Source organism: Kribbella sp. CA-294648, assembly GCF_050943845.1.
Lineage (GTDB): Bacteria > Actinomycetota > Actinomycetes > Propionibacteriales > Kribbellaceae > Kribbella.
This window is the reverse complement of sequence record NZ_CP191981.1, coordinates 584,246-602,562: the sequence shown is the minus strand read 5'-3', so window position 1 is coordinate 602,562 and position 18,317 is coordinate 584,246. Positions and strand designations below refer to the sequence as shown.

Annotated in this window: 15 protein-coding genes; 7 read left to right on the top strand and 8 right to left on the bottom strand. The window is 67.9% G+C overall.

Going from position 1 to position 18,317, the window contains the following annotated elements; translation table 11 throughout:
- Nucleotides 1-2 precede the first annotated feature (2 nt).
- Nucleotides 3-1,718: a chitinase gene (locus ACQPYM_RS02950; protein WP_433014344.1), complete on the bottom strand. Its 1,716-nt coding sequence runs from the start codon at nucleotides 1,716-1,718 to the stop codon at nucleotides 3-5.
- 697 nt (nucleotides 1,719-2,415) lie between these two features.
- On the opposite strand from ACQPYM_RS02950, the gene ACQPYM_RS02945 reads away from it, so the two are divergent.
- Nucleotides 2,416-3,048, top strand: coding sequence for an HAD family hydrolase (locus ACQPYM_RS02945; RefSeq protein WP_433014341.1), 633 nt, complete (start codon nucleotides 2,416-2,418; stop codon nucleotides 3,046-3,048).
- A 322-nt stretch (nucleotides 3,049-3,370) separates the two neighbouring features.
- On the opposite strand, the gene ACQPYM_RS02940 is transcribed toward ACQPYM_RS02945, so the two are convergent.
- Nucleotides 3,371-4,153, bottom strand: a complete 783-nt coding sequence (locus tag ACQPYM_RS02940; RefSeq protein WP_433014338.1) for a cell filamentation protein Fic — start codon at nucleotides 4,151-4,153, stop codon at nucleotides 3,371-3,373.
- 25 nt (nucleotides 4,154-4,178) lie between these two features.
- Here ACQPYM_RS02940 and ACQPYM_RS02935 point away from each other — a divergent pair, with 25 nt between their 5' ends.
- The 3 genes from ACQPYM_RS02935 (at nucleotide 4,179) to ACQPYM_RS02925 (ending at nucleotide 9,260) form a co-directional block, all read left to right on the top strand.
- Nucleotides 4,179-6,404, top strand: coding sequence for a bifunctional glycosyltransferase/CDP-glycerol:glycerophosphate glycerophosphotransferase (locus tag ACQPYM_RS02935; RefSeq protein WP_433014335.1), 2,226 nt, complete (start codon nucleotides 4,179-4,181; stop codon nucleotides 6,402-6,404).
- 137 nt (nucleotides 6,405-6,541) lie between these two features.
- Entirely contained in the window at nucleotides 6,542-8,245 is a 1,704-nt protein-coding gene (gene argS / locus ACQPYM_RS02930; RefSeq protein ID WP_433014332.1) for an arginine--tRNA ligase, read from the top strand.
- Nucleotides 8,246-8,285: 40 nt separating this feature from the next.
- Entirely contained in the window at nucleotides 8,286-9,260 is a 975-nt protein-coding gene (locus ACQPYM_RS02925; protein ID WP_433014329.1) for a GNAT family N-acetyltransferase, read from the top strand.
- 39 nt (nucleotides 9,261-9,299) lie between these two features.
- On the opposite strand, the gene ACQPYM_RS02920 is transcribed toward ACQPYM_RS02925, so the two are convergent.
- A complete protein-coding gene (locus tag ACQPYM_RS02920; RefSeq protein WP_433014326.1) occupies nucleotides 9,300-10,793 on the bottom strand; it encodes an MFS transporter in 1,494 nt (497 codons plus the stop codon).
- Between the two features lie 131 nt (nucleotides 10,794-10,924).
- Here ACQPYM_RS02920 and ACQPYM_RS02915 point away from each other — a divergent pair, with 131 nt between their 5' ends.
- Complete coding sequence (locus ACQPYM_RS02915; RefSeq protein WP_433014323.1) at nucleotides 10,925-11,494, top strand: TetR/AcrR family transcriptional regulator; 570 nt, start codon at nucleotides 10,925-10,927, stop codon at nucleotides 11,492-11,494.
- On the opposite strand, the gene ACQPYM_RS02910 is transcribed toward ACQPYM_RS02915, so the two are convergent.
- From ACQPYM_RS02910 to ACQPYM_RS02895, 4 genes are read right to left on the bottom strand one after another with little or no spacing between them, the layout of a single operon-like run.
- On the bottom strand, nucleotides 11,495-12,037 hold the full coding sequence (locus tag ACQPYM_RS02910) for a dTDP-4-dehydrorhamnose 3,5-epimerase family protein (protein ID WP_433014320.1): 543 nt from the start codon (nucleotides 12,035-12,037) through the stop codon (nucleotides 11,495-11,497).
- Nucleotides 12,037-13,245, bottom strand: a complete 1,209-nt coding sequence (locus ACQPYM_RS02905; protein ID WP_433014317.1) for a DUF2786 domain-containing protein — start codon at nucleotides 13,243-13,245, stop codon at nucleotides 12,037-12,039. Before ACQPYM_RS02905 ends, ACQPYM_RS02910 begins: the two co-directional genes overlap by 1 nt.
- Nucleotides 13,242-14,201 (bottom strand): sigma-70 family RNA polymerase sigma factor, encoded by a 960-nt coding sequence (locus tag ACQPYM_RS02900; protein ID WP_433014314.1) that lies wholly within the window; start codon nucleotides 14,199-14,201, stop codon nucleotides 13,242-13,244. Before ACQPYM_RS02900 ends, ACQPYM_RS02905 begins: the two co-directional genes overlap by 4 nt.
- Nucleotides 14,198-15,613, bottom strand: coding sequence for an MFS transporter (locus ACQPYM_RS02895; protein ID WP_433014311.1), 1,416 nt, complete (start codon nucleotides 15,611-15,613; stop codon nucleotides 14,198-14,200). The genes ACQPYM_RS02900 and ACQPYM_RS02895 overlap by 4 nt, the downstream gene beginning before the upstream one ends.
- A 126-nt stretch (nucleotides 15,614-15,739) precedes the next feature.
- Here ACQPYM_RS02895 and ACQPYM_RS02890 point away from each other — a divergent pair, with 126 nt between their 5' ends.
- Nucleotides 15,740-16,024, top strand: coding sequence for a hypothetical protein (locus tag ACQPYM_RS02890; protein ID WP_433014308.1), 285 nt, complete (start codon nucleotides 15,740-15,742; stop codon nucleotides 16,022-16,024).
- A gap of 90 nt (nucleotides 16,025-16,114) precedes the next feature.
- Nucleotides 16,115-17,509 carry an FAD-binding oxidoreductase gene (locus tag ACQPYM_RS02885; protein WP_433014305.1) on the top strand — a complete coding sequence of 465 codons (1,395 nt, stop codon included), beginning with the start codon at nucleotides 16,115-16,117 and terminating at the stop codon, nucleotides 17,507-17,509.
- Here the strand turns inward: ACQPYM_RS02885 and ACQPYM_RS02880 are convergent.
- Complete coding sequence (locus tag ACQPYM_RS02880) at nucleotides 17,506-18,315, bottom strand: LLM class flavin-dependent oxidoreductase (protein ID WP_433014302.1); 810 nt, start codon at nucleotides 18,313-18,315, stop codon at nucleotides 17,506-17,508. The genes ACQPYM_RS02885 and ACQPYM_RS02880 overlap by 4 nt on opposite strands.
- Nucleotides 18,316-18,317: the final 2 nt, after the last annotated feature.

Here is an 18,317-nt window from a genome sequence, read left to right as displayed (position 1 = left end):
CATCAGGGCAGGGTGCGGAGGTGTGCGCCGACCTGGTTGGAGAACGCGTTGCCGTTCAGCGCGTCCCAGTTGGTCGACCAGGTCATCGCACCGCGCAGCGTGGGCCAGGTGGTGCTCGGCTTGAAGCTGCCGCAGTTGGTGCCCTTGGTGAGGCAGTCCAGGGCGTTGTTGACGATCGTCGGCGACACATAGCCGCTGCCGGCTCCCCGGGTGGAGGCCGGCAACCCGAGCCCGACCTGGTCCGGCCGGAGCCCGCCCTGCAGCATGATGCACGCCTGGGCGGTGATGAAGTCGACCGTGCCCTGCGAGTACACCTGTCCGTTGCAGCCGTTCATCGCGCCGGAGTTGTAGTACTGGACGTTGACAACGGTCAGGATGTCCTTGATGCTCAGCGCCAACTTGAAGTACTCGAACGACGGGCTCTGCATGTCGATCGTCTGCGGTGCCATCGCGATGATCAGGCCACTGCCGAAGCTGCTGCGCAGACTCCGCAACGCCTGACCCATGTACTGCGCGTTGACGCCGTTCTCAAGGTCGATGTCGATCCCGTCGAAGCCGTACTCGCGCAGTACCGACAGCGCGCTGCTCGCGAAGTTTGCCGCGGCTGTAGAGCTGGCGACCGAGATGGTGCCCTTCTCGCCACCGACGGACAGGATGACCTTCTTACCGGCCGCCTGCTTGGCCTTGATGTCCGCCTTGAACGCAGCGGCGGTGTAGCCACCGAGCCGGCCGGCCAGGGTCGGGTCGAGCGTGAAGGTGATGCCACCCGGACGACTCGGGTCCGCATCGGCGAAGGCGACCGCGATCAGGTCGTAGTTGGCCTGGACGTCACTGATCCGCTGGACCGTGGCGCCGTTGTCGAAGTTCTGCCAGTAGCCGGTCAGGATGTGCTTCGGCAGGTTGCCCGGCGGTGGCTCCGTCGGCCCGCTGGACGTCGTACCGGAAACACTCGCGCCGTACGGCGAACAGTTGCCGGCCGCGTCGCAGGCTCGCACCTTGAAGCTGTACGCCGTACTCGGGGTGAGGCCCGTCGCTGTCCAGCTGGTCACATTGCCGACGCTCTGCGCGGCCTCGGAGCCACGCACCACGTCGTACCGGGCAACGCCGTTGGCGTCCGAGGCGGCCGACCAGTTCAGCTGTAGAGAGCTAGACGTCGGACTGCCGACCGTGAGACCACCAGGTGTCGTCGGCGGCGTCGTGTCCGGCGGCGGCCCACTGCCACCGGGACCGTCCAGTACTACGTCGTCGGCCTGGTACGCCGGGAGGCCGTACCAGCCGTGCAGGTAGACCGTGACCGTGCTGGCCGAGGCGCTGGTCGTGAAGGTCGTGGTGAGCTGGGCCCACCCGGTGCTCGAGGTCCAGGTGCTCGTGCCGCCGTCGGCACCGAGGTACACGTTGGAGCCCTTCACCCAGGCCGACAGCGTGTACGTCGAGCTCGGCTTGACCGAGACCGACTGGCTGCAGCGGGCGTTGTCGTTCGAGGTGGGGCTGCCCTGGAGTGCATAGGTTCCGGTGCGGGCCGAGCCGCTCACGGCGGCCCCGGACCTGGCGGTACAGGACCAGCCGGCGAGGGTGCCGGTCTCGAAGGTCCCGTTGGTGACGAGGTTGGTCGCCGCGGAGCTGGCCGAAGTGGTCAAGACCACTCCGGCGACGGCGAGCAGGCAGGCGAGCAGGACAGGGATGACCGCGGAGTGGGGGCGGTGGGTTCGCGGGTTCATGTGACACAAAGTGTGACCAGACAACTACATTGTCAAGACCCTGCATAAAGTGGGAGCGCTCTCACGCTCACCACTGGTGAGAAATAAGCTCGGCTTTACATCGGGAAAAGGCTCTCCACCACGAGGCGGCCGAGCAGCGGCAGCACCTGAAGGAGGCTGCGTCGATAAGAGGAAAGGCGACGGCCCCCGGCGGGGGGGTGACCGGGGGCCGTCTTCGGCCACGGGCTCGGGGGGAGGAGCCGGGGGCCGATCAGGAGGCGACAGTCTGCCACTGTCGAGAGGATATGTACCCCCCGAATCCGCGGATCACACATCTCAGTTCTGTTTCAACCAAGTGCCCGACCCACGACGCCTGGACCTCGATCAGAGGCTTACAGGCCAGTGCCACTGTCACACTGCTCAACAGTCTAACGGGAGACCCGCCCACACGAAAGGCCGGGCCCCTCGGCGTTTCGCGAGTCGGTCCCGAAACCCGGTCCGGACGGTTACTCCCGGTCTCCTATGCTCGACCTCATGGAGCCTCTGGGGACGAGTCGAGCGGCCGCCTTCTTCGACCTCGACAAGACGATCATCGCGCGCTCCAGCACGCTGGCCTTCTCCCGTCCGTTCTACGCCGGCGGGCTGATCAACCGGCGGACCGTGCTGCGCAGCCTACGCCCAGTTCGTCTACCTGCTCGGCGGTGCCGACCACGACCAGATGGAGCGGATGCGCGAGTACCTGTCCGCTATGTGCACAGGCTGGGACGTCCAGACGGTCCGGGCGATCGTCGCCGACACCCTGGACCACATCGTCGATCCGATGATCTACGACGAGGCCGTCACCCTGATCGAGCAGCACCGCGCGGCCGGCCTGGACATCGTGATCGTCTCCTCGTCCGGGGCCGAGGTGGTCGAGCCGATCGGCGCCAAGCTGGGCGCCGACAAGGTGATCGCCACCCGGATGGTCGTTGCTGACGGCAAGTACACCGGCGAGATCTCGGAGTACGCCTACGGTCCGCACAAGGCGACCGCGATCACCGCGCTGGCGGCCGCGGAAGGCTATGACCTGCAGGCTTCCTACGCCTATTCGGACTCGATCACCGACGAGCCGATGCTGGCCGCGGTCGGCCATCCGTACGCGGTGAACCCGGACAAGGCGCTGCGCCGGCTGGCGATCACCCGCGACTGGCCGGTGCTCGACTTCAGCAGACCGGTGGCGCTGGCGGAGCGTTCCAGGTTCCGCGAGGTCCGCCGGCCGGCCGTCGCGGCCGGCATCCTCGGCACCGTCGCGGCCGTCGCCGGAGTGCTCCTGTACGCCGCCCGCCGGCGCGCGCGACCGGAGGCAAGTTGAGGCCGGCTCCGTTCTTCACAGCTTCATGAAGGTCGCGTAAGCCCTTCCCAGGAAGGGATTCGAAGAGTACAAAGGAACTACAAAGGACCTTCGGGTCCGGTAGAGAATCGCACGGCAGCCAGGCACCCACGCGGCGACCAGCCCATCCCAACCGGGCAGCGCGACCCCAGACTCAGGCCAACGCCGAAGTTGTGGGGCGGCAGACAAGGTGCACGCTTGGTAACCAGGTTGACGTGCCAGGGACGGCGCTCTCTTCGGAGAGCGCCGTCTGCCTGCCCGGGCGCCTTCACTGATCGGACAGAGTGCTGATCGGACAGAGTGCTTACCGGACAGCGTTGTTGAGTGGCGAACGTTCCGCGGCCAGGGCAAGAACTTCACAACTGCGCAGTAACCAGTCCCGGACGCCGACCAGCCCGCCGCCGGCGTAGTCGCGCAATCCCTGCGGGTACGAGCCGGCCAGTTCGAGATGGCCGACCTCCGGGACCGTCACCGCGACCGGGTCGATGCCTCTGGCAATCAACACGGCCCGCTCGGCGGCCCGGGCGACCAGTCCGTTGGCGACCGGAAAGGGCCGGAGTACCGCGATCTCCGCGTGCACGATCGCGGCCACCACCAGGCCCGGAGCTTTGGTCGGCCGGGTCAGGGCCTGGGCCAGTCCGCTGAGGCGTTCCCACATCTCGTCGGCGGGCGGCGCGTCCGGGAGTCCGGGGATGTCGTCGGGGAGCGGCTCGCGACTGGTGCGCAGATGCCCCAACTGGTCTTCGCTGCCGAGATCGACGGCCGCCAACTGGTGCAGTCTGGTCCAGACCTGTACCGGCGCGGTGTCGAGCCGAGGCGCGAGGCCCATCAGCTCGCCCGTCATCCGGACAGCCCCCGCCGTCAGCGGGTCGCCCGCACCCCGGCGTACCTCCTCGAGCGTCGCCGAGCTGCCGGCCAGCACGGCCGACGCGTGGGCACCCCGGAGCAGCGCCTCGGCGGTGGTGTCCGCACTCACCTTCCGCAGCCCACGGTCGCGCAACAGCACGTCCACCGCATCCCGGGCCGCCCGGGCGGCAGAACCGACCCCTTCGAGTCCGGCCAACGGTTCGAACACATCAGAGGTCATGATCCGCACTCTAGGATGCAGTCTCATGGACGCCAGCACCGACTCCGCCGGGGTCCCCAAGTTCAGCATCGTGGTCCCTTGTCATGCGTCCCGAGCCTGGCTGCGGCCGTGCCTGGATTCGGTCCTGGCCCAGTCGTGCACCGACTTCGAGATCATCGGCGTGGACGACGCCAGCCCGGACGGCAGCGGCCGGATCCTGGACGAGTACGCCGCCGCCGACCCCCGGGTCCGGGTGCTGCACCTGACCGAGAACGTCGGCCTCGGCCTGGCCCGCAACGCCGGCCTCAAGGCGTGCCGCGGGGACTACGTGCTGTTCCTCGACGCCGACGACCTCTACCTGCCCGGCTCGCTGGCGGCGATCGCCGCCCGGATCGAGGCGACGGACCGGCCGGACATCGTGATGTTCGACTACGAGCGGATCTTCTGGGACGGCCGGGTGGTCCGCAACCAGCGGCACGACGCGTTCGCCCGCGAGGGCGACGGCGTGTTCACCGCGGCCGAGCGGCCGGTCTTCCTGACCTTCCTCGAGGTGGTCTGGAACAAGGCGATCCGGCGCGACTTCCTCACCCTGCACGGCTTCGTCTTCACCGCCGGGTTCTACGAGGACGCGCCCTGGACCTACTCCACGATGCTGACCGCCGAACGGATCGCGACCCTCGACCAGGTCGTCGTGCACTACCGCCAGCACCGCACCGGCGGCAACATCCACGCCACCGCGACCCGGCAGCAGTTCGACATCTTCGACCAGTACGACCGGGTGCACGCCTTCATCACCTCCGACCCGGAGCTGGCCGGCTGGCGGCGGTTCGCGTTCGACCGATCGCTGGACCACATCCTGGCCGTCCTGGACAAGCCCGAGCGGCTGCATCCCGAGCACCGGGCCGAGTTCTTCCACGCGGCCGCGGCCTTCGCCAAGCGCTGGAAGCCGGAGGGGTACGCCGTCGACAAGACCCGGCGCGGGTTCCGCCGGTGGCTGCTCGTGCACGACGACTACGCGACGTACTCGACGCTCAAGCTGAGCTCCAAGGTGCTGGCCGTGCCGAGCCCGCGCAAGACGGTCGGCAAGCTGCTGCACCGCGGCGAGCTCGATCCGAATCTGGCCGTGTACGGCGCCTACTGGTTCAAGCAGTACGCCTGCAACCCGCGAGCGATCTACGAGAAGGCCGCCGAGCTGGCTCCGCACCTGCGCGGGGTCTGGGTGATCGACGAGGACCACGTCGCCGCCATCCCGGAGGGGGTCGAGTACGTCGTGGCCGGCTCTCCGGCGTACCAGAAGCTGGTGGCCAAGGCGACATACTTCATCAGCAACATGAACCTGCCGAAGGAGCTCGAGAAGCGCGAGGGGCAGATCCACGTCCAGACCCAGCACGGTACGCCGCTGAAGACGATGGGCACCGATCTGCGCCACTACCCGCTGGCGGCGAAGGACCTCGACCTGGACGAGCTGATGCGTCAGGTCGACCGGTGGGACTTCAACATCTCGTCGAACCGGTACTCGTCGGAGATCTGGGAGCGCACCTACCCGGCGCACTTCGAGGAGCTCGAGACCGGCTACCCGCGCAACGACCGGCTGGTGAACGCGACGCTGGAGGACGTCCGGGCGATCCGCGCGTCCTTCGGGTTCGACGACTCGCACCTGGTGGTGATGTACGCGCCGACCTTCCGCGACGGCGTCGACTCGGTCCGTACGCCGGCCGGCCTGGTCGATCTCGGCGGCGACGGAATCCACCTCGACCTCGACCAGTTGGCCACCGCGGCCGGCGACCACGGGCGGGTCCTGGTCCGCACGCACTACTCGCTGTCGAAGCAGCCGTCGGCGCGCTGCGACCGGGTTGTGGACGCGTCGAACCATCCCCGGGTCGAGGACCTGATGCTGGCGGCGGACGTGCTGATCTCGGACTACTCGTCGATCAGCTTCGACTACGCGAACCTCGACCGGCCGATCGTCCTGCTGGTCGACGACCTGGGCCGGTACGACAACACCCGCGGCACGTACTTCGACATCACCGCCTTCCCGCCCGGCCTGGTCGCGCGATCTCCCGAGGAGTTGCTGACGGCGCTCCAGACGGGTGCGTTCGCCAAGGCGGAGGCGGCCAAGCACCGGCAGCTGTTCCGGGAGAAGTTCTGCGAGTTCGACGACGGGCGCGCCGCCGAACGTGTGGTCCGCCGGGTCTTCCTCGGCGAGACGGACCTGCCGTCCATTACTCCCCTGGCCGAACGCCGGCCGGCACCATCGCCGTACCAGCTCTGACCTCGTGCATAATGGTTTACATGTCGACCGGCCCGGTGATCGTGAGCGCCTTGCGCGATCGCTCCGGCCTGCGACGACGACGCACTGTCTGAACACCTCAGCCCTGTTCCAGTGCCTCGTTCGAAGGACCCTCTGCCATGTCCGCAGTCCTGCCTGTCCTGACCACCCAACTGTCCGCCGCCGTCACGGCCGCCTTCGGCGCGCAGTACGGCGAACTCGATCCTGAGCTGCGGGCAGCGACCAAGCCCGAGTTCGGTCACTTCCAGACCAACCTCGCGCTGCGGCTCGCGAAGTCGCTCGGTCAGCCGCCGCGCGTCGTCGCCGGGCAACTGGTCGATGCCCTCGACCTGACCGGGCTCTGCGAGCCTCCTGCAATCGCGGGACCGGGTTTCGTCAACCTCACGCTGCTGCCGTCGGTCCTTGCCGCCGGCGTCAACGAGCCGGTCACCTTTGCGCCACGGGGCGAACGGGTGGTGGTCGACTACTCGCAGCCGAACGTCGCCAAGCAGATGCACGTCGGCCACCTGCGGTCGACCGTCATCGGCGACGCGCTGTGCAACGTACTGCGGTACGTCGGCTACGACGTGATCCGGCAGAACCATGTCGGTGACTGGGGTACCCAGTTCGGCATGATGGTCGAGCAGGTCCTGTTCGAAGGGCTGGCCATGGAATCCCTTGATATCGAGGGATTGCAGCAGCTCTACCAACGGGGCCGGAAGCATTTCGATGCCGACAGCAACTTTGTCGAGCTGTCCCGGGCCCGGGTCGTGCTGCTCCAGTCGGGCGACGAGGAGACGCTGGCGATCTGGCGGCAGATGGTCGAGGTGTCGCTGGCCGAGTTCGACCGGATCTACGCCCAGCTCGGGTCACCGCTGAGCCGGGACGACGTGGTCGGCGAGAGCGCCTACAACGATCGGCTGCCCGCGGTGGTGGACGATCTGCAGAGCGCTGGGCTGCTGACCGAATCCGGTGGCGCGTTGTGCGCGTTCCTCGAAGGGTTCGCCGGACGGGACGGGTCGCCGTTGCCGGTGATCGTGCGGAAGTCCGACGGCGGCTTCGGTTACAGTGCGACGGATCTGGCCGCGGTGCGGCACCGGATCGACAACCTCCGGGCGGACCGGATCGTCTATGTCGTCGACCACCGGCAGGGGCTGCATTTCCAGCAGATCTTCGCGCTCTGCCGGGCGGCGGGATGGTTGCCGGAAGACGTTCCGGCGGAGCATGTTGCCTTCGGCACCGTTCTCGGGAAGGACGGAAAGCCGTTCAAAACCAGAGATGGCGGCACCGTGCGGCTGGCCTGGCTGCTGGACGGCGCGGTGGCGCGGGCGAGAGCGCTGCTCGACGAACGAGCGTCGCTGGACGAGTCGGCCAGGGCCCAAGTCGCCGCGGCGGTGGGGATCGGGGCGATCAAGTACGCCGATCTGTCCAGTGACCGGATCAACGACTACGTGTTCGATCTCGACCGAATGGTTGCGATGAACGGCAACACCGGGCCCTATCTGCAGTACGCGCATGCGCGGTTGTCGCGGCTGCTCACTAAGGCGGACGAGGCTCCCGGCCAGGTGACCGTGCTCGACGAGCCCGCTGAGCAGCGGTTGGCCTTGCTCCTGGCCGGCTTCGGCGACTGCGTAGTACAGGTTGCTGAGACGTTGCAGCCGCATCGGCTGTGTACTTATCTCTTCGAGGTTGCCACCGCGTTGTCTGCGTTCTACGAGAGTTGTCCGGTGCTCAGCAGTGCCGGGGAGGTCCGGTCGAGCCGGCTGGCGTTGTGCGCGGCAACCCGGAGCGTGCTGCACGACGGCTTGGGCTTGCTGGGCATCAGCGCACCCGACGCCATGTAAATGAGGTGCCGAGAGAGCGCGGGGACCCTACCGTCGGGGCATGGCGACATTTCCGGAGTGGGTCGAGGCGCGGCCGATCGAGACGAGCGACGCCGTCGAGTGGGCCCGGATGCTCACCGACGTCCAGAAGACCGACGGCAGTGACGAGTACTACGACCCCGAGGACCTGGTCGAGGAGCTCAGCGATCCGAAGCTGAAGCCCGACCTGGACACGGTCGGGCTGTGGGTGGACGGCGAGATGGTCGCCTTCGGTGTGGTCCTGTGGCGCAAGAACCTCCTCGACGTGGACCGGCTCAACACCGACTCCGCGGTCGGGCCGGCCTGGCGCCGTCGCGGCCTCGGCAAGGCGCTGATGACCTGGATGATCAGCCGCGCCCGCGAACTGCACGAGCAGCACCACCCGGAGGCCGAGGCCGAGCTCAACGCCTCGGTGATCAGCACCAACACCGGCGCCGCGGCCCTGTTCAGCTCGTTCGGGTTCGAGGAGTGCCGGTACTTCTTCGAGCTCAGGCGGGTGTTCGATTCGCCGATCCCGGCCATCGACGTACCGGCCGGGCTCCGGCTGGTGCCCTTCGGACCGGAGTACGACGAAGCGCTGCGGCTGACCCACAACGAGGTCTTCCTGGACCACTGGGGTTCGACCCCGAAGGACGAGGACACCTGGAAGCTGTGGTTCACCGGGTCGCGCGCGTTCCGGTCCGGGGTCAGCTTTCTCGTGCTCGACGGCGAGCAGATCATTGCGTACGCGCTCGGGTACGAGTACGACGCCGACACCGCCGCGACGGGGATCCGCGAGGTGTACGTGGGGCAGGTCGGGACGGTCCGCTCGCATCGAGGCCGCGGGCTGGCCGCGGTCGCGCTGTCGGCGCTGATGCGGCAGGCCGAGCAGGTCGGGTTCAAGCGTGCCTCACTGGGCGTCGATGCCGAGAACCCGACCGGCGCGCTCGGCCTCTACGAACGCCTCGGCTACCAGCAGTACGCGCAGTCGATCACCTATCGCCTGCCGCTGACCTGAGCCCGGCGCGGCGGTGGTACCGCCGCGCCGAAGCTGCTGTCAGTGCACGGCCGGGACTTCCTCAATCCTTTCGACCGGCACGGCAGGCGTACGACGGATCCAGGGGCGGACGCCGAGGATGATGACTGCCAGGGTGAGGGTTGCGTAGATCGCTGAGCCGACGAAGGCTGCGTGGACGCCGTCGGTCAGGATCTCCCGGGCTCGCTCGGCCGGGACTCGCGAGGCCGCGTCGGAGTTGCGGCTCGCAGTACCGAAGATCGTGACCAGGATGCCGAGACCCAAGGCCCCGCCGACCTGCTGCAGGACGTTCAGCATGCCGGAAGCGGCACCTGCGTCCTCCGGTTGGACGCCGTCGAGCGCGCGACCGGTCAGCGGGATGAAGACCATCCCGGCGCCCAGGCCGAACAGGAGCAGCGGACCGACCACCCCGCCCAGGTAGCTGGTGTCCTCGGAGACCCGGGTCAGCCAGAGCATGCCGAGCAGGACCGACACCGAACCGGTGATCATCAGCTTGCCGCCGTCGATCCGGCCGAGCAGGCGCGGCACGATCCGCGACGAGGTGAACAGCAGACCGGTCAGCGGCAGGAAGGCCAGGCCGGCCTGCAGCGGGCTGAAGGTGAGCACTCCCTGCATGTACTGGGTGAGGAAGAAGAACATCCCGAACATCGTCCCGACCAGCAACAGCATGGTCACGTACGCCGCCACGCGGTCGGTGTTGGCGAACAGCCGCAGCGGGACGATCGGGTGGCTGACCCGGCGCTCGATCGCGACGAACGCCACCAGCAGCACCACGCCGACCGAGAAGGCGGCGAGCACCTCGGCCGAGGTCCAGCCGACCTCCGCGACCCGGATGAACCCGTAGACGATCGAGGTGATGCCGAGCGTCGAGGTGAGCGCGCCGGCGACATCGAACTTGCCCTTCTCGGGCGGTGTCTCGGACAGCACCTGCCGGGCCGCGAACACCAGGCCGATACCGATCGGGACGTTGATGAACAGCCCCCAGCGCCAGGAGACCCAGTCGGTCAGCATGCCGCCGACCACCAGGCCGACGCTCGCGCCGCCGGAGGAGACCAGGCTGTACAGACCGAGCGCCTTCAGCCGCTCGGGACCTTCGCGGAAGGTGAGCATGAGCAGGGTCAGCGCGGCCGGGGCCGCGATGGCACCGCCGACACCCTGGAGAACGCGAGCCGCCAGCAGCAGCTCCGCGTTCGGGGCGAGACCGCCGAGCAGCGAGGCGGCGGTGAAGACGCCGACGCCGGTGACGAAGACCCGGCGGCGACCGAGCAGGTCACCGGCCCGGGCGCCGAGCAGCAGCAGACCGCCGAAGGCGAGCGCGTAGGCGTTCTGGACCCAGGACAGGCTGGCCGGACTGAAGTCGAGCGCGTGCTGGATCTTGGGCATCGCGATGTTCACCACGGTGCCGTCGAGGATCACCATCAACTGGGTGATCAGGATGACCGCGAGGACTACCCCCGGCCGCCGCGCGGGCGTACCGGTACTGGCGCCGGCCGGCGCCGCGGATGTTGCCGACATAGTGTGCTTGCTCCTTACCCCGGAGGGGCTAGAGTGGATTCAGACGAAGTGGAGCGCTCCTCCGGATTACCATACGGAGGCCTCCTCCGCTTTTCAAGCGATTTTGGCAATGACTTGGCGAGGAGGGCCGGATGAGTTCGACACCGCTCCCGACAGCGCGGCCCACCCGGGCCGATGCGGCGCGGAACTACGACCTCCTGGTCGCCGCAGCGCGGGAGGCATTCGCCGAACACGGCACGGACACCTCACTGGAAGAGATCGCCCGCCGCGCCGGGGTCGGCATCGGCACGCTCTACCGCCGCTTCCCGAACCGGACCGCGCTGCTGGAGGCGGTCTACGTCGACGAGATCCGGTCGGTCTGCGAGCGCGCCTACGGCTTCTCCGAGCAGCTGCCGCCGTTCGAGGCGCTGGCCGCCTGGCTGCGCAGCTTCGTCGGCTACAGCGTCTCGAAGAAGAGCCTGGCCGGTGAACTGACAGTTGCCCTAGGCAAGGACTCGGAGTTCTTCACGGCCTGTAAGACCAATGTCCGCGATGCCGGTGAACTGCTGCTGGACGCGGCGAAGGCGGACGGCTCGGTGCGCCAGGAGCTGGAGCTGATGGACATCCTGCGGCTGGTCGGCGGGATCACCATGGGCCGCGAGATGGAGCCCGACCAGGCCTACCGCCTGCTCGACATCGTCCTGGCCGGTCTCAAAGCCTGATCAGGGCCTGATCGGGGTCAACGCGTCCAGGTACGGCGCGGTCGCGTCCGCCTCGGTGTACTGCAACTCGTCCATCGGCAGCGGCCACGGTACTGCGACCCGCGGATCGAAGAGGTTCAGCACCGTACGCCGCGCCTCCGGCGTCCAGTGCTGCGTGAGCAGATAGGTGTAAACCGTGTTCGGCTCGAGCGTGCAGAACGCGTGCCCGCATCCTTCCGGCAGGAAGATCGCCTGGCCGGGGGTGAGTTCGAAGGTCTCCAACCGGCCGAACGCCGGCCCTTCGCGCAGATCCACGATCGCAGTGAAGAGCCGCCCGAGAGCCGGTGAGATGTACCGGTCCCAGGGCTCCGCGTGGACACCCCGGGTGATCCCGACTTCGGTCGTGTAGGCGACGTTGTTCTGCACGAACTCGACCTGCGGAAAGCCGAGTTCGGTCAGCTTCGCCTGCTGGAAGCTCTCCTTGAACCATCCCTGGGGGTTCTCCAGCACGTCCAGCTCGACGTGCAGAAGACCGGAGATGCTGGTCTGCTCGACACTCGGCATCAGCGACGCACCTGGGGACGGGCTTGCAGCTGGGCTTGGTCGGCCGCGGACAGGCCGGCGGCCCAGCCCGCGCCGTTCGTGATCCTGGTCCGCCGGGTGACCGTTTCGGGGAACAGCTTGGTGAACAACGCTTCGACCTGCTCCTCACGCCTGGTCAGCACAGGCAGCAACCGATCGGCATCCTCAGCCGGTACTGCGGCCTGCGCGGCCTCCGTCGTCGCCTCGAGCCGCTCTCCGATGCGTTGCGCATAGGCCATCAGGAACGACTGCCGGAACGATCTGGTCCGCGACTCACCCCGCTGCCCGATGTGTTTGCCAGCAGCAAGCATCGCGCGATTCGCCTGGACCAGCAGCGAAGTACTGAGCAGCTCGGTCAGTTGCAGGTCGAGCTCCGCGCCGACGATCGTCACCATCGCGAGCTGTTCGACCGAGACCGTGCGGCATCGGTTGGCGGAGGCAACGGCTCCGACCAGTTGCGCTTTCGCCGAGACATAAGGGGTTTCGACCCAGATCCGGCGGGCGCCCGAGTCATCGGGCAGGTCAAGCTCGGGATCGGCGTCCACCAGCGCCTGGTCGAGCGAGAACTTCGCCATCAGCTCCTGCGCCTTACCCGACAACGCCTCCGCCTCGTCGGGGAAGTCGGTCGCTTCCGCCTTCGCCAGCAGGGCTCTGATGCGCGCCAGCATCTTGTCATTCGGTACTACGGACGTGCGCGCCCGCGCCGGAGTACCGGGCAGGGGGAAGAGTCTTGCGAGTCCTGGCAAGGACTGGAGGAAGCCTGCGACGGTGAGAGCCGTGTGGAGGGTCAAGTAGCGACCGAGACGCTGGTCGGCCGCCCAGGTGGTCAGCCGCAGTTCGGCGTACGGAGGGACGATGCCGAAGTCGGTCAGTTGGTCGAGCCAGCGCGGGTCGATCGCCGGCTCCTCGTAGGCGCGGTGCTCGGCGGCGATCACGGCGAGCAGGAGCGGTTCGACACCCGGCTCCAGCCGGCGACGCGCATGCTGGACCACGTCGCCAGGCGTCCACCCGCGCTCCCACGCCGACCGGGTGAGCTTCTGCAGGAAGGTCTGGAGTGTTCGATCGACATGCGCTTGGTCGACCTCGTCGTACCCGCCCAGTCGCGCCAAGAACCTGTCAGCCTGGCTGTCGTCGCGAGAGACGGCAGCCGCGGCCGAGGGCAGCAGGTGCTGGAGTTCCTGGTCGATCACTCCGCAGAGTCTGGCATCCGGTCCAGAGGCAACCCAAATGCGGGGAACAGCGCCGGCTTGTGGAAGGCCATCACCGCGGAGATGCCGGCCTTGGTGACGGTCACGACCTTGAGGGAGTGAGCATGGAAGATGCCGTCCCGGCCGCGGCCGTACAGCGCAAAGGCGGGCTGGCCGTTTGCCGAGATCTCGACCATCTGGCGCAAGCCCTCCCCTGGTGTCAGCTTGGCCGCCAGCAGGCGTAGTACGTCGACCCGGCCACTGAACCAGGTCGGGATCGGCGGCATCTCCCACCGGGTGTCCTGGGTCAGCAGGCCCTCCAGCGCAACCAGGTCGGCCTGCTCGAACGCCTTGGCGAACTGGTCGAGCAGGGCACGGCGTACGGGTTCCTCTGGTTCACTGAACTCGTCCTCGGCCGGTGCCAGCTTGGCCATCTCCGCACGGGCCCGCTGCAACGAACTGTTGACCGCAGCAGTCGTCGTGTCGAGCAACCCGGCCACCTCGGACGCCTGCCAGGCAAGGACATCCCGCAGGATCAGTACTGCGCGCTGCCGCGGCGGCAGGTGCTGCAGTGCCGCCACCATCGCCAGCCGGAGGCTCTGCCGAGTCCCGACCACCTGTGCCGGGTCGCTGCTCAGCAGGTGATCTGGGAAGGGCTCCAGCCAACTGGTCTCCAGTGAATGCGCCTCCAGGTCATGCGGGTCGGTGCCTGGGGCACCCAAGGCCGACGGGACCATCCGGCGACTGCTGTGTTGCAGTGCGTTCAGACAGACCCTCGTCGCGATCCGGTAGAGCCACGTCTTGACCGACGACCGCTGCTCGAAGTCCGCAAAGCCTCGCCACGCCCGCAGGTATGTCTCCTGGACGGCGTCCTCCGCGTCATGCAACGAGCCGAGCATCCGGTAGCAGTGTGCGACCAGCTCACCCCGGTACTGCGCGAACTCGTCCTCCAGGTTCATCTCATCTCCTCAACCGGCTCCAACTGCTGCACAGCTACACCGGTACTGCGTCGTACTGCGATCCCCAGACCGGCAAGCGCACCGAGTAACGACAGTACGCCGCAAACCGCCAGCGCCCGGCTGAACCCAGTGGCGAACGACTCGTATCCCCCAGCACTCGCAAACACAGCGGCCAGTACTGCGACTCCGGCCACCCCGCCGAGCTGCCGCATCATGCCGTAGATGCCAGACGCGATCCCGACGGCTTCTCGCGGTAGCGCACCGACACTGGCGCTCTGCGTTGCCGGCATCGCCATCGAGACACCACAGCCGGCGACGATCAGGGGCAGCACCAGGTCGGAGTACTGGAGAGTGCCCTTGCTGACCTGGCTGATCCAGACCATGCCTACCGCTTGCAGGGCGAGGCCGGTGAAGACAAGCGGGCGTTCACCGATCCTGTCCACCAGGCGGCCTGCGATCGGGGCGACGAGGAAGAGCGTGGCCGTCCAGGGCAGCAGCTGCAGGCCTGCCTCGAGCGGACCTGAACCGAAGGCGACCTGCATGAACTGGGCCAGGAAGAAGACCGCCCCGAACAGTGACGCCGTGAGGAAGAACCCTGCTGCGTTGCCGGCCGAGAAGGCGCGGTTGCGGAAGTAGGTCAGCGGCACCATCGGTTGTGGGGCACGCTTCTCCCAGGCGAGAAATGCCAGCAGAAGAAGGGCTCCGAGGGCGAACGACCCGACCACCTCCGGGCTGGACCAGCCCGCGATCGCGCCGCGGACGACACCCCAGACCAGACCGAGGACCGCCAAGGTGATCAAGGTTGCACCGCCCAGATCCAGTCTGCGGACGGGGCCGTGGCTCTCGGGGATCTTGCTGAGCACCAGCGGGATCGCGATCAGGCCGACGGGCACGTTGATCCAGAAGATCCACTGCCAGGCGAGCCCTTCGGTGACGGCGCCGCCGATCATCGGGCCGCCCAGGACGGCCAGGCCGGTGAGTCCGCTGAAGATCCCGATCGCCCAGCCGCGCCGGTCGGGCGGGAACGCGGCGCCCAGCAGGCCCATCGCCAGCGGCATCACCACAGCCGCGCCGACGCCTTGGAGAGCCCGGGCACCGATCAGCAACGGCACCGAGGTGGCCAGCGCGCAGCCGACCGAGGCAACGGAGAAGAGGGCCAGCCCGGCCGCGAAGGTACGGCGGCGTCCCCAGCGGTCGCCGAGTGCCGCCGCTGTCAGGAGCAGCATCGCGAAGCTCAGGCTGTAGGCGTTCACGGTCCATTCGAGCTCCTCGACGCCCGCGCCGAGGTCCTGCCGGATGGTGGTCAGCGCGGCGGCCACCACCAGCACGTCGAGCGCCACCATCACCGAGCCGATCGAGGCCAGGCCGAGCACCCAGCGCTGCTCACCGGTCGTCCGTACTTTGCTGCTCACGAGGGGTCCTCCAGAGACTCGCTGTCACAGGTACTGACAGCGGCCACACCCCGAACTCATCGGCGCGATGAGTTCGGCTGTTCCGCGCGGTCTGTAGTAGCAACAGCAACCTTCGAAGGAGTACTCATGAGCTCAGCAGTGATCCGCTACCAGACCAAGCCGGAAGCCGCCGACGAGAACCAGCGCCTGATCGAGAAGGTCTTCGCCGAACTGGCGACCGAGGGGCCGGCGGGATTGAGCTACAGCAGCTTCCGGCTGGCCGACGGCGTGACGTTCGTCCACGTGGTCGACGGCGACGGCCTGCCCGAACTGGCCGCCTTCCAGGAGTTCCAGCGCACCCTCCCCGACCGGCTGGCCGTCGGCCCGGACCGCGCGGAGGCCACCTTGATCGGCAGCTTTAAGGCTGGCTGAAGACTGCGGCGCCATGATGCCTGAAAGGACACTGTCCCCTGGGGCGATACGGCGCAGGGTGACAGCGTGTAACCATTTCAGGGGGCGACCATGACTCAGACAGCCAGTAGCGGAATCGACGAACTACGGACAGCGATCAGTGGGCGGGTAGTTGAGCCCGGCGATCCGGCGTACGACGAAGTCCGGGAGGTCTGGAACGCGGACATCGACCGGCGGCCGGCCGTGGTCGTGCAGTGTTCCAACACCGCTGACGTTCGGACCGCGATCCTGTTCGCCACCCAGGCCGGGCTGGAGATCGCGGTCCGCGGTGGCGGGCACAGCATGTCCGGTGCCTCGACGGTCGACGGCGGTCTGCTGATCGACCTGAGCGCGCTGAACCAGGTGACCGTCGACCCCGGCGCCAAGCGGGCGCTGGTCGGCGGCGGCACCAAGCTCGCCGAGCTCGATGCCGCCACCCAGGCTTACGGTCTCGCCGTTCCGGCCGGGATGGTCAGCCACACCGGCGTCGCCGGGCTCACGCTCGGCGGCGGGATGGGCTGGCTGACCCGGCAGTTCGGGCTCAGCCTCGATAACCTGCTGTCGGTCCGGATCGTCACTGCGGACGGCCGGATCCTGCGGGCCGCCGACGACGAGAATCCGGACCTGTTCTGGGCCGTCCGGGGTGGCGGCGGCAACTTCGGCGTGGTGACGCAGTTCGAGTTCCAGCTGCACGAGGTCGGCCCGATGGTTCAGTACGGACTGCTGTTCTGGGGCCTGGACCAAGGACCCGCCGTACTGCGGACAGCCCGTGAGCTGATCCCCACACTGCCGAGGGAAATCAACATCGTGATCGGCGCGATCACCGCACCGCCGGCGCCGTTCGTGCCCGAGCAACACCAGTTCCAGCCTGGGTACGGGTTGATCGTGGTCGGCTTCGGCTCACCCGAGCAGCACGCGGAGACGCTGGCCCAGATCCGCGCGGCGCTGCCCCCACTGTTCGAGTTCGCCACCCCGATGCCGTACACCGCGCTGCAGCAGACGATCGACGAACCGAACGCCTGGGGCCACCACTGCTACGACAAGGGCAGTTACATCGAGGAGCTGACGGACGAGGCGATCCAGGTGATCGCCGAACACGTGCCGCTGAAAAGCTCACCGCTGTCGACCGTGCTGTTCTACCGGCTCGACCACGGCTACTCCGAAACCGACGAAGACGCCACCGCGTTCTCCGGCGGACGCTCACCGCGCTACGCGATCTTCATCATCGCCGTCGCGCCGACTCCCGACCTGCTGCCCGGGGACCGAGCCTGGGTGAGGTCGTTCTGGGAAACACTGCAGCCGCACTCGCTGGGCATCGGCAGCTACGTCAACGCGATGGCGGAGAACGACTACGACCGGGTTCGCGCCTCGTACGGCGAGACGAAGTACGCGCGACTCGCGAAGATCAAGACTGAGTACGACCCGGCCAACGTCTTCCACCGCAATATGAACATCCTGCCTGGTTAGCGCGGTGGGCCGGCGGCTAGGCGGTCGCGGACTTGTTGCATCCGGTCGGGGGTGTGTTGGGGGTTGCCCCAGCGGGTCTCCATCCACCAGGTGGCGCCGGCTTCGGCCCAGGGGGTGACCTGGGCCGCGGCTGCTCCCGGGTCGTCGGTCGGGGTCTCGCCCTCGGCCATCACGTCCAGCTCAGCTGGCGCGCCGTGCTCGGCCAGCCAGGTCCGTAGGTCTCGGAGCTCGGCCGGGCTTCCTTCGCCGGTGGAGTACTGCGGGAGGACACCGTCACATCGCAGGACCCGGCGCATCGACTTGGGGCGTGGCCAGACGCCGACCACCCAGATCGGAATCCGTTCCTGAACCGGGCGGCCGATGCTCAGCACGTTGTCGGGATGGTCGGACTCGAAGTCGTAGTACTTGCCGTGATAGCTGAACCGGCCGGCCCACAGCTCACGCATCAGGTCGATGCCCTCGTCCATCATCGCCGCGCGGGTCCGCAGATCCACCTCCTCGCGGCTCTCGGCCAAGTCAGTGGCTCCTACGCCGACCGCGAGCATGGCCCGGCCATTGGACAGCTGATCCAGCGTGACCACCTGGCTGGCCAGCTTCCACGGGCGGCGCCACGGTAGCGGGGTCAGCATGGTGCCGAGCCGGACCCGCGACGTCCGCACGGCCATGGCCGACAACAGTCCCCACGCATCGACGCCGTACGGCGCTTCCCAGACGAAGACGCCGTCCCAGCCGGACTCCTCGGCGAGGACGGCCTGTTCCAGCTGTTCGGCGGCATCGCCGCCCGGCAAGATCACTCCGAATTTCATAC